At 77.1% G+C, this 15180-nt stretch carries 17 protein-coding genes; 16 read left to right on the forward strand and 1 reads right to left on the reverse strand.

Going from position 1 to position 15180, the window contains the following annotated elements:
• Positions 1 to 33: 33 nt before the first annotated feature.
• The 5 genes from lspA (at position 34) to ACGFZ2_RS17795 (ending at position 5313) form a co-directional block, all read left to right on the forward strand.
• The gene (lspA, locus tag ACGFZ2_RS17775) at positions 34 to 642 is read left to right on the forward strand and encodes a signal peptidase II (protein WP_393454750.1); all 609 of its coding nucleotides are present in this window, start codon (positions 34 to 36) and stop codon (positions 640 to 642) included.
• A complete protein-coding gene (locus tag ACGFZ2_RS17780) occupies positions 639 to 1583 on the forward strand; it encodes an RluA family pseudouridine synthase (protein ID WP_393454753.1) in 945 nt (314 codons plus the stop codon). Before lspA ends, ACGFZ2_RS17780 begins: the two co-directional genes overlap by 4 nt.
• Before the next feature lie 45 nt (positions 1584 to 1628).
• Entirely contained in the window at positions 1629 to 2642 is a 1014-nt protein-coding gene (locus tag ACGFZ2_RS17785; RefSeq protein ID WP_393454755.1) for a hypothetical protein, read from the forward strand.
• Between the two features lie 77 nt (positions 2643 to 2719).
• Positions 2720 to 4327 (forward strand): AAA family ATPase, encoded by a 1608-nt coding sequence (locus tag ACGFZ2_RS17790; RefSeq protein WP_393454757.1) that lies wholly within the window; start codon positions 2720 to 2722, stop codon positions 4325 to 4327.
• Positions 4328 to 4383: 56 nt separating this feature from the next.
• Positions 4384 to 5313 carry a DUF2567 domain-containing protein gene (locus tag ACGFZ2_RS17795; protein WP_393454760.1) on the forward strand — a complete coding sequence of 310 codons (930 nt, stop codon included), beginning with the start codon at positions 4384 to 4386 and terminating at the stop codon, positions 5311 to 5313.
• Here the strand turns inward: ACGFZ2_RS17795 and ACGFZ2_RS17800 are convergent.
• Positions 5228 to 5932 carry an LON peptidase substrate-binding domain-containing protein gene (locus ACGFZ2_RS17800; RefSeq protein WP_393454763.1) on the reverse strand — a complete coding sequence of 235 codons (705 nt, stop codon included), beginning with the start codon at positions 5930 to 5932 and terminating at the stop codon, positions 5228 to 5230. The genes ACGFZ2_RS17795 and ACGFZ2_RS17800 overlap by 86 nt on opposite strands.
• A 106-nt stretch (positions 5933 to 6038) precedes the next feature.
• Between ACGFZ2_RS17800 and hisD the strand changes: the two genes are divergently transcribed.
• From hisD to ACGFZ2_RS17855, 11 genes are all read left to right on the forward strand, one after another.
• Positions 6039 to 7361, forward strand: a complete 1323-nt coding sequence (gene hisD / locus ACGFZ2_RS17805) for a histidinol dehydrogenase (protein WP_393454766.1) — start codon at positions 6039 to 6041, stop codon at positions 7359 to 7361.
• Complete coding sequence (locus ACGFZ2_RS17810) at positions 7358 to 8428, forward strand: histidinol-phosphate transaminase (protein WP_393454769.1); 1071 nt, start codon at positions 7358 to 7360, stop codon at positions 8426 to 8428. Before hisD ends, ACGFZ2_RS17810 begins: the two co-directional genes overlap by 4 nt.
• Positions 8429 to 8483: 55 nt before the next feature.
• Positions 8484 to 9095 (forward strand): imidazoleglycerol-phosphate dehydratase HisB, encoded by a 612-nt coding sequence (gene hisB, locus ACGFZ2_RS17815; RefSeq protein ID WP_088999256.1) that lies wholly within the window; start codon positions 8484 to 8486, stop codon positions 9093 to 9095.
• The gene (locus ACGFZ2_RS17820) at positions 9085 to 9327 is read left to right on the forward strand and encodes a hypothetical protein (protein ID WP_393454993.1); all 243 of its coding nucleotides are present in this window, start codon (positions 9085 to 9087) and stop codon (positions 9325 to 9327) included. The genes hisB and ACGFZ2_RS17820 overlap by 11 nt, the downstream gene beginning before the upstream one ends.
• 100 nt (positions 9328 to 9427) lie before the next feature.
• Entirely contained in the window at positions 9428 to 10060 is a 633-nt protein-coding gene (gene hisH, locus ACGFZ2_RS17825; protein WP_357456637.1) for an imidazole glycerol phosphate synthase subunit HisH, read from the forward strand.
• Between the two features lie 36 nt (positions 10061 to 10096).
• A complete protein-coding gene (locus ACGFZ2_RS17830) occupies positions 10097 to 10420 on the forward strand; it encodes a hypothetical protein (RefSeq protein WP_357693329.1) in 324 nt (107 codons plus the stop codon).
• A 16-nt stretch (positions 10421 to 10436) separates the two neighbouring features.
• Positions 10437 to 11162 (forward strand): bifunctional 1-(5-phosphoribosyl)-5-((5-phosphoribosylamino)methylideneamino)imidazole-4-carboxamide isomerase/phosphoribosylanthranilate isomerase PriA, encoded by a 726-nt coding sequence (priA, locus tag ACGFZ2_RS17835; RefSeq protein WP_350709329.1) that lies wholly within the window; start codon positions 10437 to 10439, stop codon positions 11160 to 11162.
• Entirely contained in the window at positions 11159 to 11548 is a 390-nt protein-coding gene (locus ACGFZ2_RS17840; RefSeq protein ID WP_357693332.1) for a RidA family protein, read from the forward strand. Before priA ends, ACGFZ2_RS17840 begins: the two co-directional genes overlap by 4 nt.
• Before the next feature lie 90 nt (positions 11549 to 11638).
• Positions 11639 to 14386, forward strand: a complete 2748-nt coding sequence (locus ACGFZ2_RS17845; protein ID WP_393262714.1) for an AAA family ATPase — start codon at positions 11639 to 11641, stop codon at positions 14384 to 14386.
• Positions 14387 to 14432: 46 nt separating this feature from the next.
• Positions 14433 to 14606, forward strand: coding sequence for a hypothetical protein (locus ACGFZ2_RS17850; RefSeq protein WP_393454772.1), 174 nt, complete (start codon positions 14433 to 14435; stop codon positions 14604 to 14606).
• Positions 14607 to 14620: 14 nt separating this feature from the next.
• Entirely contained in the window at positions 14621 to 15169 is a 549-nt protein-coding gene (locus tag ACGFZ2_RS17855) for a hypothetical protein (protein ID WP_393454775.1), read from the forward strand.
• The last annotated feature ends 11 nt before the right edge of the window (positions 15170 to 15180 follow it).

The following is a 15180-nucleotide window of genomic DNA, read 5'->3' on the forward strand; positions in this document are numbered from 1 at the left end:
GCGAGCGCCGCCGCGAGCGTCGATGGGGAGCAGATGTCCGAAGCACCGCCCGCCGGGTCCGGCAGCGCTGAGCCGGGAGGCGGCACGCCCCGCCGCCGGGCCGTCACCATCCTGCTCGGCGTCGCGCTGACCGCCCTCGTGGCCGACCTGGTCACCAAGCACCTCGCCCTGCTCACGCTGTCCGACCGCGAGCCGGTCAAGCTGCTCGGCGGCGCGGTCTACCTCACCCTGACCCGCAACAGCGGCGCGGCCTGGAGCATCGGCTCGGACCACACCTGGGTCTTCCCGCTGATCACCCTCGGCGTGGTCGGCTGGATCCTCTGGATGGCCCTGCGGCTGCGTTCGCTGCCCTGGGCGATCTCGCTCGGCCTGGTGCTCGGCGGGGCGCTGGGCAACCTCACCGACCGGATCTTCCGCGCCCCGGGCTGGTTCGTCGGGCACGTGGTGGACATGGTCAGCCTCTTCGACCCGTACGGCCGGGTCTGGCCGGTGTTCAACCTGGCCGACAGCGCCCTGGTCTGCGGCGTGGTGCTCGCCGTCGTGCTGGAGCTGACCGGCCGCCAGCGCGACGGCAGCCGGGTCGGCAAGGACGGGGCCACCGAGGCGACGCCGGCCGACGCGGGACAGCGGGAGCGGGCATGACCTCCGCCTTCGCCGCCGGCGGCGACCACCGCTCCCTGCCCCTGCCCGACGGTCTCGACGGCACCCGGCTCGACCAGGCGGTGTCGCGGCTCTTCGGGCTCTCCCGCACCGCCGCCGCGGCCCTGGTCGACGCCGGCGACGCGCTGGTCGACGGGGTGGTCCGGGCCAACTCGTACAAGGTCAGGGCCGGCTCCTGGCTGGAGGTGACCCTGCCCGCCCCGGCCGCCCCGCCCACCGTGGTGCCGCAGGCGGTCCCCGGGCTGCGGGTCGTGCACGCCGACGACGACATCGTGGTGGTGGACAAGCCGGTCGGCGTCGCCGCGCACCCGAGCCCCGGCTGGACCGGCCCCACGGTGATCGGCGCGCTGGCCGCGATCGGGCACCGCATCTCCACCAGCGGCGCCGCCGAGCGGCAGGGCGTGGTGCACCGGCTCGACGTGGGCACCACCGGGATCATGGTGGTGGCCAAGAGCGAGCAGGCGTACACCGCGCTGAAGCGGGCGTTCAAGTACCGCGAGGTCGAGAAGCGCTACCACGCCGTGGTGCAGGGGCACCTCGACCCGCTGCGGGGCACCATCGACGCCCCGATCGACCGGCACCCCACCCACGACTACCGCTGGGCGGTGGTCTCCGGCGGCAAGCCGAGCATCACCCACTACGACACGGTGGAGGCGTTCCCGGCGGCGAGCCTGGTCGACGTCCGGCTGGAGACCGGCCGCACCCACCAGATCCGGGTGCACTTCTCCACCCTGCGGCACCCGTGCGTGGGCGACCTCACCTACGGGGCGGACCCCACCCTCTCCGCCCGGTTGGGTCTGGCCCGACAGTGGCTGCACGCCCGCTCGTTGAGCTTCCTGCACCCCCGCACGGGGGACGAGGTGCGCTTCGTCAGCGACTACCCTGACGACCTGGTCCGGGCGCTCGAGATCCTCCGCGACTGAGCGTCGCCCCACCGCCAGACGATCCGACGAGGGGGATCCGCACCCGTGCGCGCCGGCGACCCGCTGCGGCGATGGGACCAGCCACCGCTGTCCCGGCTGGCCGGCGCCGTGACCCGGCCCGGCGACGGTCCGGCCCGGCCGCGGGTGCTCACCGTGATCGCGCTGCTCTCCTGCGCCGCCGTGCTGCTCGCCGCCGGGTGGGCCGGCGACGACCGCCCGACCGGTGACCGCACCGGCGGCGAGGTGACCCGGGTCGGGGTGGCCCACGGCGACTCGATCCCCGGCTACGTCCGCGCCGCCGCCGCCGACCTGGCCGCGCTGCCGCCCGCCGCCCCGGCGGCCGGCGACGGGACGTACGCCCTGGTCTCCCTCTCGTCCTACCTGACCCCGCAGGGGGCGGCGGCGGTCCTCGGCGACGTGCCGGTCGCCGCCGTCCTCGGGCGGGTGCCGCTCGCCGACCGGCAGACCGAGATCGTCCGCATCCCCGCGCAGCGGGTGCCCGACGACGTGGTCGCCGGGATGGCCGACGTCGCCGCCCGCAAGGAGCGGGAGGCCGCCGACTACCGCGCCCGGTCCGGCGCGCTGACCGACGGCGGGCAGGCAGAGCGCGAGCTGCGGCAGGTGTACGACAGCGGCGCCGAGGTGTCGGCGGCGGAGGCGGCCGCGTACCGCTCCGGCTGCGCCTGCCTCTACGCCGCGGTGGTCCGCGCCGAGCCGGTGGCCCTGCGCCGCCTGGCCGCCCGGCCCGGGGTGCGGGCGGTCGACCCGGCGCCCGAGGTCACCCGGCTCGACCGGACCGTCTTCACGCCGCCGCTGCCCGAGCAACGGGAGGTCGCGCACCCGCCGGCCGACGCCGGCCTCGTCGCGCGAGCTGCCACGGGGAAAGGCGACCGGGGCACGCCCCCGACCCCGCCGGTGGGCGAAACGTCGGAACCCGCACCCGAGGTGACGGATTCGTCACCGGTCCGGACCGGCCCGGCATCCGGCGGAATCCCACCGCCGACCCCGCCCACCTCGGCAGACGCCGCCGCCGGCGGCACCGGGGCACCGGCCGGGTGACGGTGGGCAGGACCGAAGGTGCGCGGACGGGTGTGGTCCGAATAGGGTTTCGTTCGTAGCCTGTCAGGCGGACGTCGATGGTGCTGGGAGGGCGAGCCGTGGAGGGCAGCGAGACCGGCTGGGCACGGCCGGCCGAACCAGCACCGCGGTGGCGGGCGCTGCTCGACCGGGCCCGGCACGGCGGTCGACCGGCCGAGCCGGCCGAGACCGACCGGCGCGAGGCGCCGCCGGCCCCGCCCGAGCCGCTGCCGCGCCGGTCGTCGGGGAACGGCTACGCCGCACGGGTGCCGGCCATCGGGCGGGCCCCCGAGCCGCCGCACGGCGCGGAGCCCGGCCCGCCGGGGTACGGCACGGAGTACGGCCGCCCGGCCGACGCCGGATACGGCCGCCCGGCCGACGCGGGGTACGGCCACCCGGCCGACGCCGGGTACGGCCACTCGGCCGACGCGGGGTACGGCCGCCCCGCCGACGCGGGGTACGGCCACTCGGCCGACGCGGGGTACCGGGCCGAGGCCACCTACCGGGTCGAGCCGGCCTACCGGGTAGACCCGGCCGAGCCGGCCTACCGGGTGGACCCGGGCTATCCGGCCGAGCCGGACCACCGCGAGCCGCCGGTCCACCGGCCCGAGCCCTCCCACGTCGTGCCGACGCAGCGGCGCGGGCACGAGCCGGTCGAGTCGCGCTACGCGCTGCTGGACAACGGCTACCGGCACGAACCGCCCCCGGCCGAGTCCCGGTACGCCCCCCTGCTCGACGGCGGCTACCGCCCCGAGCCCACCTACCAGCCGCCGCCCCCGGCAGCGCCGCCCGCCCCGCCCCCGGTCGCCGATCGGGGCTACCCGGCCCGGGTCGAGTGGCGCCCGCGCGGGGCGGAGAGCGAGCTGGAGCGCGCCGCCGGGGTGCTCCGCCGGGACCTGGGCACCCCGCGGGTGCTCGCGTTCGCCAACCCCAAGGGCGGCGTGCACAAGACCACCGCCACCGTGCTGGCCGCGGCGACCGTCGGCAGCGTACGCGGCCGGGGCGTGCTGGCCTGGGACGACAACGAGCTGCGCGGCACCCTCGGGCTGCGCGCCGGCAGCGCCCGGCACGCCCGCACCATCCGGCACCTGGTCGGCGACCTCGCGCACATCGAGATCAAGGAGGGCGCGGAGCTGCTGGCGCACCTGGACGACTACCTGCGGCACGCCTCCGACGGCTCGTACGACGTGCTGGCCGGCGAGGAGAGCCCCCGGTTCGCCCAGCGGCTCGACCAGTTCACCGTCCGGCGGGTGCTGGAGCTGCTGCGGCGCACCCACGACGTGATCTGCGTGGACACCGGCAACAACGTGGAGAGCGCCAACTGGCGTACGGTCATGCAGGCGGCCGACCAACTCGTGGTGACCACGGTGCCGCGCGAGGACGCCGCGTTCAGCGCCGACTGGATGCTGGACCTGCTGCACGAGGTGGGCATGGGCGAGCTGGCCGACAACGCGGTCACCCTGATCTCCTGCCCCACGCCGGGCCGCTCCCCGTTGCAGGACGACCTGGAGCGCCACTTCGCCACCCGCACCCGCGCCGTCGCCGTCGTGCCGTACGACCCGGCGCTGGAGACCGGCTCCTCGATCGAGTACCAGCAGCTCCAGCAGGAGACCCGGCAGGCGTGGCTGAAGGCCGCCGCGGTGATGCTGGAACCGTTCGCCCGGTGAGCGGGTGTGCCGCCACCGGCCACCCGCGCCGCAGCCCGGCCTGAGAGGATCACGGGGTGAGCGCGGACACCCCCGAACCCGACCGGCCCGGCCGCCGGCCCGACGAGCCGGGCGCCCCGGCACCGGCAGCCCCGGCGGAGCGCGCCGCCCCGGCCGGGGATGCCCCCGCCGGCCCGTACGGCGCCCGGGAGGTCGACCAGCAGGTCGCGTGGGAGGCCGGCCCGTACGCCCCGCCGACGGCGGGCGCCGTGAGCCCGTACGACGGCCCCGGCGCGTTTCCCTACGGCGACCCGGGCGCCGCCTACGGAGTCGGCCAACCGGTCCCGCCCGCCGAGCCCGAACTGCCGCGTCGCCGGGCGGTGCGGCTCGCGGCGGGCGCGGGGCTCGCGCTGACCGTCCTGGGGGTGCCGCTCGGGCTGCTCTGGGCCGCGCTCGCCCCGGACACCCCGGTGCTCAAGGTCCCCGACGGCGCGATCTACGCCGAGCCGCAGCCGGAGCAGCCGGTCGCCGCCGACGGCTGGTTCAGCCTGCTCGGGCTGGGCTTCGGGGTGCTCGCCGCGCTCGCGCTGTGGTTCGTGCTGCGCCGCGTGCGGGGGCCCGTCGGCCTGCTCGCCACCGTGCTCGGCGCGTTCGGCGCGGCGCTGGTCGCCTGGCAGGTGGGCCGGCGGATCGGGCTGGCCGGCTACCAGCGGCTGCTGGAGACCGCCCCGGACGGCCGGGCCTTCAGCAAGCCGGCGGACCTGCGGGCCGGCGGGATCGATCTGATCTTCGGCGTGCTGCCGGTGCCGCACGGCAACCTGCTGCTGCCCGCCTTCGGCGCGGCCGTGACGTACACCCTGCTGGCGGGCTGGTCCCGCTGGCCGTCGCTGCGCCCGGAGCCCGAGCCCGGCGCGCCCGGGGTCAGTTGGGAGTCGGCGGGGAGGCCAGCTCCGCCAGCGGCACCGGAACCGCCCGCACCTGGCGCAGCAGCGCCGCCTCACGGTTGAGCAGCCGCAGCTCGGCGCGGAGCCGGGCGGCGGTGTCGTCGATGGCGAGCAGCCGCTGGCGGTCGGCCACCGTCAGCGCCGCCGTCGCGGCGACCAGGTGGGAGAGCACCGTCGGGTCCTCCGGCAACTGCTCGGACAGCTCCTCCGGGTCGGCCCGGACCAGCCCCAGGTACTGCCGGAAGACCGAGATCACCCGGGCGGCGAGCAGGTCGGCGACCTCGTCCGGCCCGTCCGGCTCCGGCAGCCACTCCACCTCCGCGGTGAGGTAGGGCGCGGCCTCGCGGTCGACGTCGGTGACGCGGAACCTGCGCCGGCCCACCGTGACGATGTCGAAGCCCCCGTCGGGGCGCTCGGTGACCTGCCGCAGCTCGGCCGTGCAGCCCACCTCGTGCAGGGTGACGTCGCCGCCGCCGGGCACCGGCCGGCCGTCCGGGGCGGTGGGGGCGACCTCCCAGCCGGCCTGGATGGCCACCACGCCGAACTCGCGTGGGGCGCCCTCGGGGAGCCCGACCAGGTGCCGGACCAGGGCGCGGTAACGCTCCTCGAATATGTGCAGTGGCAGCACCAGACCGGGGAAGAGGACCGTCCCGAGCGGAAATACCGGCAGCCGCGCAGTCACGCGTCGAGGGTAGCCCGATCCCGGCGCGGCGGCGTGTCCCGGCTCACCGTCCCGGCGTGCGGGCGGCAGCGGTCGGTGTCCGGGCCGGCCGCCTAGACTCGCAAGGGTGTTGAACCGGATCGACCTGCGCGGCGGCGTCCGCGACCCGCGCCGCCTGCTGCCCCGTGCCCAGCTCGACGTCTCCGTGGCCGTCGAGAGGATCCGCCCGCTCGTGGAGGCGGTCCGGGAGCATGGCTACCCGGCGATCCGGGAGGCCAGCGAGCGCTTCGACGGGGTCTCGCCCGAGGTGCTGCGGGTGCCCGTCGAGGCGATCGCCGAGGCGGAGGGGACCCTCGACCCCGGGGTGCGTGCCGCGCTCCTGGAGTCGATCACGCGGGCCCGCAAGGTGCACGCCGACCAGCGGCGCACCGACCACACCACCCAGGTGGTGCCGGGCGGCACGGTGACCGAGCGCTGGGTGCCGGTCGACCGGGTCGGCCTCTACGTCCCCGGCGGCCTGGCGATGTACCCGTCGACCGTGGTGATGAACGTGGTGCCGGCCCAGGCGGCCGGGGTCCGCTCCCTGGTCGTGGTCAGCCCGCCGCAGAAGGACAACGGCGGCCTGCCCGATCCCCGGGTGCTCGCCGCGTGCGCCCTGCTCGGCGTCGACGAGGTCTACGCCGTCGGCGGCGCCCAGGCCGTCGCGATGCTCGCGTACGGGGCGGCCGTCGACGCCGGGGGCAGCGCGCACTGCGACCCCGTCGACATGATCACCGGCCCGGGCAACATCTGGGTGACCGCCGCCAAGCGGCTGCTGCGCGGCGTCGTCGGCATCGACGCCGAGGCCGGCCCGACCGAGATCGCCATCCTGGCCGACGACACCGCCGACCCGGCGCACGTCGCGGCCGACCTGATCAGCCAGGCCGAGCACGACCCCCTCGCCGCCAGCGTGCTGGTCACCCCGTCGGTCGCGCTGGTCGACGCGGTCGAGCGGGAGCTGGCCCGGCAGGTGCCGGCCACCAAGCACGCCGAGCGGGTCACCACCGCGCTGACCGGCGAGCAGAGCGGCGTCGTCCTGGTCGACGACCTCGACGCCGGGCTGCGGGTGGTCGACGCCTACGCGGCCGAGCACCTGGAGATCCAGACCCGGGACGCCCGCGAGTGGGCGCTGCGCGTGCGCAACGCCGGGGCGATCTTCGTCGGCGCCTGGTCGCCGGTGTCGCTCGGCGACTACTGCGCCGGCTCCAACCACGTGCTGCCCACCGGCGGCTGCGCCCGGCACTCCTCCGGGCTCTCCGTGCAGTCCTTCCTGCGCGGCATCCACCTCGTGGAGTATTCGCAGGAGGCGCTGCGCGAGGTGGCCCCGCACGTGGTCACCCTCGCCGGAGTGGAGGACCTGCCCGCGCACGGGCAGGCGGTCAGCGTGCGCTTCCCGGGGACGGCGTCGTGAGCGGGCTCGACGACCTGCCGATCCGGGACGACCTGCGCGGGCTCACGCCGTACGGGGCGCCGCAGCTCGACGTCGCGGTGCGGCTGAACACCAACGAGAACTCCTACCCGGTGCCCGAGCCGGTGGTGGACGCCATCGGCAAGGCCCTCGCGGCGGAGCTGCGCGACCTCAACCGCTACCCGGACCGCGACGCCGTGGCGCTGCGCGCCGACCTCGCCGGCTACCTGGGCCACGGGCTCACCGTCGAGCAGGTGTGGGCGGCCAACGGCTCCAACGAGATCCAGCAGCAGCTGCTCCAGGCGTTCGGCGGGCCGGGGCGCACCGCGCTCGGCTTCACCCCGGCGTACTCGATGCACCCGCTGCTGGCGCTCGGCACCGGCACGCGGTGGGTGCCGGCCCGGCGCGGCGTCGACTTCGGGCTGACCGCCGACGAGGCGGTCGCCCAGGTCCGCGCGCACGCCCCGGACGTGGTCTTCCTCTGCTCGCCGAACAACCCGACCGGCACGGCGCTCGACCCGGCCGTGGTCGCCGCCGTGCTGGACGTCGCGCCCGGCATGGTCGTCGTCGACGAGGCGTACGCCGAGTTCGCCCGCCCCGGCACGGTCAGCGCGCTGGCGGTGCTGCCCGGGCACCCGCGGCTGGTGGTGACCCGGACGATGAGCAAGGCGTTCGGGTTCGCCGGCGGCCGGCTGGGCTACCTGGCCGCCGACCCGGCGGTGGTGGCGGCGGTGCAGCTGGTCCGGCTGCCTTACCACCTCTCGGCGCTGACCCAGGCCGCGGCCCGGGCGGCGCTGGCACACCGCGACGCCCTGCTCGGCACGGTGGCCGCGATCATGCAGCAGCGCGACCGGATCGTGGCGGAGTTGCGCGGCCGGGGGCTGTGGGTCGCGGACAGCGACGCCAACTTCGTGCTGTTCGAGGTCGGGGGCGACCAGGCCGCCGCCTGGCGCACCCTGCTCGACGCCGGCGTGCTGGTCCGCGACGTCGGCCTGCCCGGCTGGCTGCGGGTCACCGCCGGCACCCCCGCCGAGACCGACGCCTTCCTCGCCGCCATGGAGAAGATCTAGTGGGAGCGCGAGGAACGAGCTCGCCAGCCCCGCAGTCGCGACCGAAAGGCAAGCAATGAGCCGGACCGCCCGGGTGGAGCGGATCACCAAGGAGACCAAGGTCCTCGTCGAGATCGACCTCGACGGCACCGGCCGGGCCGAGATCGGCACCGGGGTCGGCTTCTACGACCACATGCTGCACCAGATCGCCCGGCACGGCGGCTTCGACCTGACGGTGCGCACCGTCGGCGACCTGGAGATCGACGCCCACCACACGATGGAGGACACCGCGCTCGCCCTGGGCGCCGCGTTCGACCAGGCGCTGGGCGACAAGGCCGGCATCCGGCGGTACGGCTCCGCCACCGTCCCGATGGACGAGGTCCTCGTCCGGGCCGCGGTCGACCTCTCCGGCCGCCCGTACGTGGTGCACGACGAGCCGGCGCTCGCGCCGTACATCGGGCCGGTCTACCCGACCAGCATGACCCGGCACATCTGGGAGTCCTTCGGCCAGGCGGCCCGGATCACCCTGCACGTGGACGTGCTGCGAGCGGCCCGCCCCGGCGGGCACCCGGACGCCCACCACGTGGTGGAGGCGCAGTTCAAGGCCGTCTCGCGCGCGCTGCGCGAGGCCACCGCGATCGACCCGCGCGCGGCGGGCGCGATCCCCAGCACGAAGGGTGCTCTCTGATGGGCGCGAGGAGGGCGGCACGGCGGAGTCCCGCAGCCGCGGACGGAGGGCGGAGCTGATGGGCGGGGTCCTGCCGACGTTGCTGCTGATCCTGGCCGGTGTGCTGGTGGGCGGCACCTGGTCGCTGCACAAGCAGGGCGCACCACGTGGCGCGGTGGTCGTGACCGCGCTGCTCGCCGTGCTGGCCACGGCCGGCGGCGTGCTCTGGCTGCTGCCCGGGGACGGCTCGTGAGCCGGCGGCTCGGTGGCGGCATGAGCGAGCGTCAGCGAGCGAGTCATCAGTGCGGCGCCGTGGTGCCTCATGCCGCCACCGAGCGAAGCGAGGTGGCGGCATGAGCAACGTGGTGGTGCTCGACTACGGGTCGGGCAACCTGCGCTCGGCGGAGCGGGCCCTGGCCCGCGCCGGCGCGGACGTGACGGTGACCGACGACCTGACCGCCGCCGCCGAGGCGGACGGCCTGGTGGTGCCGGGCGTGGGCGCGTTCGCCGCCTGCATGGCCGGCATCGAGGCGCTCGGCGCCGGGCCGGTGATCGCGGAGCGCGTCGCCGCCGGGCGTCCGGTGCTGGGCATCTGCGTCGGCATGCAGGTGCTCTTCGAGCACGGCGACGAGCACGGCGTGGTGACGAAGGGCCTCGGGCTGCTCCCCGGCGGGGTGACGAGGCTGGCCGCCGACCGCCTGCCGCACATGGGCTGGAACACGGTGTCGGCGCCGGCCGGGTCGGTGCTCTTCGCCGGGCTGCCCGCCGACAGCCGGTTCTACTTCGTGCACTCGTACGCCGTCGGCGACCCGGGGGCGCTGGCCGCCGCCGGCGCCACGGTCACCACCGCCCACCACGAGACGGACTTCGTGGCGGCCGTGGAGCGGGGTGCGCTGTGCGCGGCGCAGTTCCACCCGGAGAAGTCCGCCGACACCGGTGCCGCGCTGCTGGGCAACTGGCTCGCCACGCTGTCGACCGGTGACTGAGCGCCCGTCCGCCTCCGTCCGCCGGCGGGGCACGCCGTGAGCAAGGAGCGGGCCCGTCGCCGGGCGGCCCGGGAGGCCGAGGCGGCCCGGGAACGGGTCGTCCGGGAACGGCGGGCGGCCCGGCGGGAGCGCCGGCGGGCGCTGGTCCGCCGGATCACGCCCGCGCTGCGCCGGCGGCGTACCGGCCGGCTGCCCCGGCACAGCCGCGGCGAGCGGGCCGCGATCGTGCTGCTGACCCTGGCGGCGATGGTCCTGATCTGGTCGCTCGTGGACGACCTGGCGCTGCGGATCGCGCTGGTCGTGCTGTTGCTGCTCGTACTGCCGGCGATCGTGGTGATCGCCCTGGACCGTCGCACCTGACCCGAGGAGAAGAATCGTGAGCCTCACCCTGTTGCCCGCCGTGGACGTCGCCGACGGCCAGGCCGTCCGGCTCGTGCAGGGCGCCGCCGGCAGCGAGACGACGTACGGCGACCCACTGGAGGCCGCGCTGGCCTGGCAGCGGGACGGTGCCGAGTGGATCCACCTGGTCGATCTCGACGCGGCGTTCGGGCGGGGTTCCAACGCACACCTGCTGGCCGAGGTGGTGCGCCAGCTCGACGTGAAGGTGGAGCTTTCCGGCGGCATCCGGGACGACGAGTCGTTGCAGGCCGCGCTCGGTACCGGCGCGGCCCGGGTGAACATCGGCACCGCGGCCCTGGAGGACCCGGTCTGGTGCGACCGGATCTGCGGCGAGTACGGCGACCGGGTGGCGATCGGGCTCGACGTGCGGGGCCGTACCCTCTCCGCCCGGGGCTGGACCCGCGACGGCGGCGACCTCTACGAGGTGCTGGAGCGGCTGGACAAGGCCGGCGCGGCGCGGTACGTGGTCACCGACATCACCAAGGACGGCACCATGCGCGGGCCGAACCTGGACCTGCTGCGCGAGGTCTGCGCGCGCACGGACGCCCCGGTGATCGCCTCCGGTGGCGTCTCCACCCTGGACGACCTGCGGGCGCTGGCCACCCTGGAGCCGATCGGCGTGGAGGGCGTGATCGCCGGCAAGGCGCTCTACGCGGGCGCGTTCACCGTCGCGCAGGCGTTGGACACCCTGGCCGCGGCGTGACCGCCACCCGGCTCGGCTCCGGCGGCCCCTGGGAGGCCGTGTACGGCTACTCCCGGGTGGTCCGGGCCGGCGACCTGGCCTGGACCGCCGGGTGCACCTCCACCGTGGACGGCGTGGTCACCCACGTCGGGGACGCGGCGGCGCAGACCGCGCAGGCCCTGCGGATCGCCCTGGACGCGCTCGCCGAGGTCGGCGCGGCGCCCGGCGACGTGGTCCGCACCCGGATGTACGTCACCGACCGCGCGTACGCCGACGAGGTGGGCCGAGCCCACAACGCGGTCTTCGGAGCGGTCCGCCCGGCCGCCACGATGGTGGTGGTCGCCGGCCTGCTGGATCCGGACCACCTCGTCGAGGTGGAGGTGGAGGCGTACCTCGGCGACCGCTGAGCGCCGCCGCGGCATCCCGCTCCGGAAGGCCGGGCGCGACCCGCCGTCCGGTCCTCGACCGACCCGGCCCGCCGGTGCCAGACTGACCCGGTGAACGGGGCGGCCGTCGGTCGGGACGCGGTAATCGACCGCGCCTGGCGGGCCCTGGACGAGGGCCGGTCGGTGCTGGTGGAGGGCCCCGCCGGGATCGGCAAGACGGTCGTGCACCGGGCGCTGCTGGCCGCGGCCGGCCGGGCCGGCTGGCTGGTGCTGGCCTGCGCGCCGACGGAGACGGAGGCGGCGCTGCCGTTCGCGGCGCTCGCCGACCTGCTGGCCCCGCTCGCCGCCCGGGTGCCCGAGCTGCCCGCGCCGCAGCGCGCGGCGCTGGGCGGGGTGCTGCTCGCCGGCGACGAGGTGGCGCAGCCGGTCGACGAGCGGACGGTGGGCGCGGCCACCCGGTCGCTGCTGGACGCCGCCGCCGACCCGGCCGCGCCCCGGCTGCTGCTGGCCGTCGACGACGCCCCGTGGCTCGACCCGCCGAGCGAGCGCGCGCTGCGGTTCGCGGTGCGCCGGCTGGTGCCCCGGGTCGCCGTCCTGGTTACCGCCCGCGCCGCACCCGCCGGGACGGAGCCGGCCCCGCTCGGGCTCGACCGCGGCGCCGGACTCGACCGGGTGGCCCTCGGCCCGCTCGGCGTGGGGGCGCTGCACCACGTGCTGCGCACCGAGACCGGGACGGCGCTGCCCCGGCCCCTGCTGGTGCGGATCGCCGAGACGGCCGGGGGTAATCCGCTGCTCGCCATCGAGTTGGCCCGGGCGGTCCTCCGGATGCCGCAGCTGCCGGCGCCCGGTGCCGACCTGCCGGCCGCGCCGTCGCTGCGGCAGCTCGTCGCCGAGCGGGTGGCCGCCCTGCCGCCGGACACCCGGCACGCGATCCGGCTGGTCGCCCTCTCCGGCCTGCCCACCGTGGCGGGGCTGGCCCGGGCCGGGGTCCCGCCGGCCGCCCTCGACCCGGCCGAGGAGGCCGGCCTGGTCGCGGTGCGCGGGGAGGAGGTCGTGTTCACCCACCCCGTCTACGCGGCCGCCGTCCGCGACGACGTGCCGCCGGGGGTGCGCCGCCGGTCGCACCGGCTGCTGGCCGACACCGCGACCGACCCGGACGAGCGGGCCCGGCAGCTGGCCCGGTGCGTCGCCGGCCCCGACCCGGCGGCGGCGGCCGAGATCGCGGCGGCCGCCGCGCGCCAGCGCAGCCGGGGGGCGCCGGAGACGGCGGCCGGGCTGTACGACAGCGCGGCCCGGCTCGCCCCGCCGGGCGCGCCCGGCGGGCACACGCGGTGGCGACTGGCCGCCGCGGAGTGCCGGTTCGACAGCGGCGACTACCCGGCCGCGAAGGCGGCTGCCGACCGCGCGGCCGAGGAGCTGACCGGGCCGGCGCGCGCCGAGGCGCTGCTGCTGCGGGCGGTCGTCGCGTGGAGTTCCGACGAGCCGCCGGAGGTGGTTCGGGCGGCGGCCGACCGGGCGCTCGACGCCGCCCCGGCCGGCTCGTCGCTGGCGGGGCGGATCCACGCGCATCTCAGCCTGTTCCGGGACGCGCCGGACCCGGCCCGGCGGCACGCGGAGGCGGCGGTCGCCCTGCTGGCCGACCGCCCGGCCGACCGCCCGGTGCACGCCGCGGCGCTGCTGCTGCTCTTCTTCAACGAGGTGCGCGCCGGGCTGCCGGCCCGCGTCGACCTGCTGGACCGGGGGCTGGCGCTGGAGGGGGAGGAACCGTCCTGGCTGGCGGGCATCGTGCCGGCTGCCTGGTGGAAGGCGGTGGACGAGCACGGGCGGGCCCGCGACCGGCTGCACCGGATGCTGGCGCGGGCCGCCGCCCGCGGCGACGAGCCCTCCCAGCACGAGCTCCTCTGCCACCTGGGGGAGACCGAGCTGCTCGCCGGGCGGTATCCGGCCGCCGCGGCGCACATCGCCGCCGCCCGCGAACTGGGCGAGCAGTACGGCGGCGACTCGGCCGGCGAACGCTGGCTGGACGGGCTGCTCCGCGCGTACCGGGGCGAGCTGGCCGAGGCCGCCCGCGTCGCCGAGGACGGGCTGCGCCGGGCCGCCGAGCTGGACGACCGTTGGCGGCGGCGGATCTACGCCCAGCTGGCCGGCTTCGCCGCGCTGACCGGTGGCCGGCTGCCGGCGGCCGCCCGGCACTACGGCGAGCTGGCCGCGACCGTCGACGAACTGGGCCTGGTCGAGCCGATCGCCCAGCGCTTCGAGCCGGACTGGCTGGAGGCCTGCGTCGGCGCGGGTGACCTGGCCACCGCCGAGGCGGTGCTGGACCGGCTGGCCGCCCGGCACCGGCGGCTGCCGCGGCCGTGGACCAGGCTGGGCCTGGCCCGTAGTCGGGCCCTGCTCGCCGGCGCGCGGGGCCGGGACCCGTCGGACGCCCTGGCGGAGCTGGCCGCCGCCCGGGCCGCGGTGCCCGCCGACGTGCTGCCCCTGGACCGGGCCCGTTGCCTGCTGGTGGCCGGGGTCGCGTACCGGCGGGTGCGGCGCCGCCGCGAGGCGCGGGAGGCGCTGGTCGCGGCGGCTGCCGAGTTCGAGGCCCTCGGGGCGGTCGCCCTGGCGGCCCGGGCCCGCGCGGAGGCGGGCCGCACCGGGGGCCGCCCGCCCGCGCCCCGCCAGCTCACCGGCACGGAACGCGAGGTGGCCCGGCTCGCTGCCGCCGGCCGCACCAACCGCGTCATCGCCGACACGCTGTTCATCAGCCCGAAGACGGTCGAGGCCAACCTCGCGCGGATCTATCGCAAGCTCGGGGTCGCCAGCCGTGCCGAACTCGGTGCCGCGATGGCCCGCGCGGCCGACGGCGAAGGGTAGGGAAACACCCGATTACCCCGGCGTCGGGCGGGCCTAGCGTCGACGCATGGCCACTCGACTCTTCGTCCTCGAACGCTACGACCGCGTTCCGGGGGAGTGCGCCGACGTGCCGGTCGGCGCGCTGAGCACCGGCGTCACCCGGCTGCGGGGCGCGCTGCGGATCCCGGCCGACGACGTGGCGCTGGCGCTGGTCGACCGTGACCGGCTCCGACCGTCATGAGGAGGTACGTCGAGGTGAAGCAGATCCGTCATCACCGGCGGTCCGTGTTGCTGCTGGCCGGGCTGCTCGCAACGGCCGGGCCGGTGGCCGGCTGCGGGGGTACGGAGGAGACCCCGCCCGCCGCCGGTGTCGAGGCGACCCGGGAGGCGGTGGTCACCGGGACCACGGCCGCCGAGCCCTCCCCGACGCCGGCGGCGTCGGCCCCGGACCCGTGCGCGCTCGTGTCCCGGCGGGAGGCCGAACAGCTCGCCGGCACCCCGCTGGAGGAGGGCCAGCCGGTGCGCGAGACCTGCACCTACACCGGGCCGACCAGCGGGCCGACGGCCCAGGTGGAGATCTTCGTGGGCGAGGGCGCGAGGAAGTTCCTGGACATCGAGCGGGACCTCGGCCACGAGCTGCGGCCGCTGGCCGGGGTCGGCGACGAGGCGTACGCGAGCCACGAGGCCGTCTTCGTGCACCGGTCGGGGGTCTGGGCGTCGGTGCGCCTGGTGCGGCTCAACGACCCGGCGGAGAACCGCGCGCCGCTGGAGCGGGTGGCCCGCACCGTGGCGGGACGGCTCTGAGCGGGTGGGCG

This window comes from Micromonospora sp. NPDC048063 (genome assembly GCF_043202855.1).
Lineage (GTDB): Bacteria > Actinomycetota > Actinomycetes > Mycobacteriales > Micromonosporaceae > Micromonospora.

Excerpts from the sequence above, each read along its gene's own strand:
- ACGFZ2_RS17780 (WP_393454753.1), top strand. The coding sequence starts at position 639 with ATGACCTCCGCCTTCGCCGCCGGCGGCGACCACCGCTCCCTGCCCCTG.
- lspA (WP_393454750.1), top strand. The coding sequence starts at position 34 with ATGTCCGAAGCACCGCCCGCCGGGTCCGGCAGCGCTGAGCCGGGAGGC.
- hisB (WP_088999256.1), top strand. The coding sequence starts at position 8,484 with ATGAGCCGGACCGCCCGGGTGGAGCGGATCACCAAGGAGACCAAGGTC.
- ACGFZ2_RS17790 (WP_393454757.1), top strand. The coding sequence starts at position 2,720 with ATGGTGCTGGGAGGGCGAGCCGTGGAGGGCAGCGAGACCGGCTGGGCA.
- hisH (WP_357456637.1), top strand. The coding sequence starts at position 9,428 with ATGAGCAACGTGGTGGTGCTCGACTACGGGTCGGGCAACCTGCGCTCG.
- ACGFZ2_RS17850 (WP_393454772.1), top strand. The coding sequence starts at position 14,433 with ATGGCCACTCGACTCTTCGTCCTCGAACGCTACGACCGCGTTCCGGGG.